General features: G+C 52.9%; 1 pseudogene. It reads right to left on the bottom strand.

Annotation, left to right across the window (positions count from 1 at the left end):
- Positions 1 to 308, bottom strand: a pseudogene (locus SB775_RS27945) (aromatic amino acid lyase); the annotation flags it as partial.
- Positions 309 to 359: the final 51 nt, after the last annotated feature.

Raw genomic sequence — 359 nt, 5'->3', positions numbered from 1 at the left:
CGAAGAGCCTCGATTGTCATCGACGCAATTACCTCTGCGCTTTCCAGGGCGACCCGCGAGTCATACAGGGCAAGGCACAATTGAGCAGTCATCGCTTGGGTTCCGTTAATGAGAGCAAGACCTTCCTTTGCTTGTAGACGAATCGGAGCGAGTCCGACCGCAAGCAGGGCATCGCTTCCAGCCAAAAGCTTACCGTTTACTGTTGCCTGTCCTTTGCCGAGCATTACTAACACCATATGAGCCAGAGGTGCGAGATCCCCACTAGCACCCAGCGAGCCTTGCTGCGGGATGACAGGGTGATACTTTCTCGTTCGAAGAGAGTAGGCTTTTCTCTATTCTACTGTTCGTTGGAAAAGCAG

The organism is Peribacillus sp. SIMBA_075 (assembly GCF_046534585.1).
Note: the sequence above shows the minus strand (reverse complement) of the source record. Positions and strands in the feature narration are given on the sequence as shown.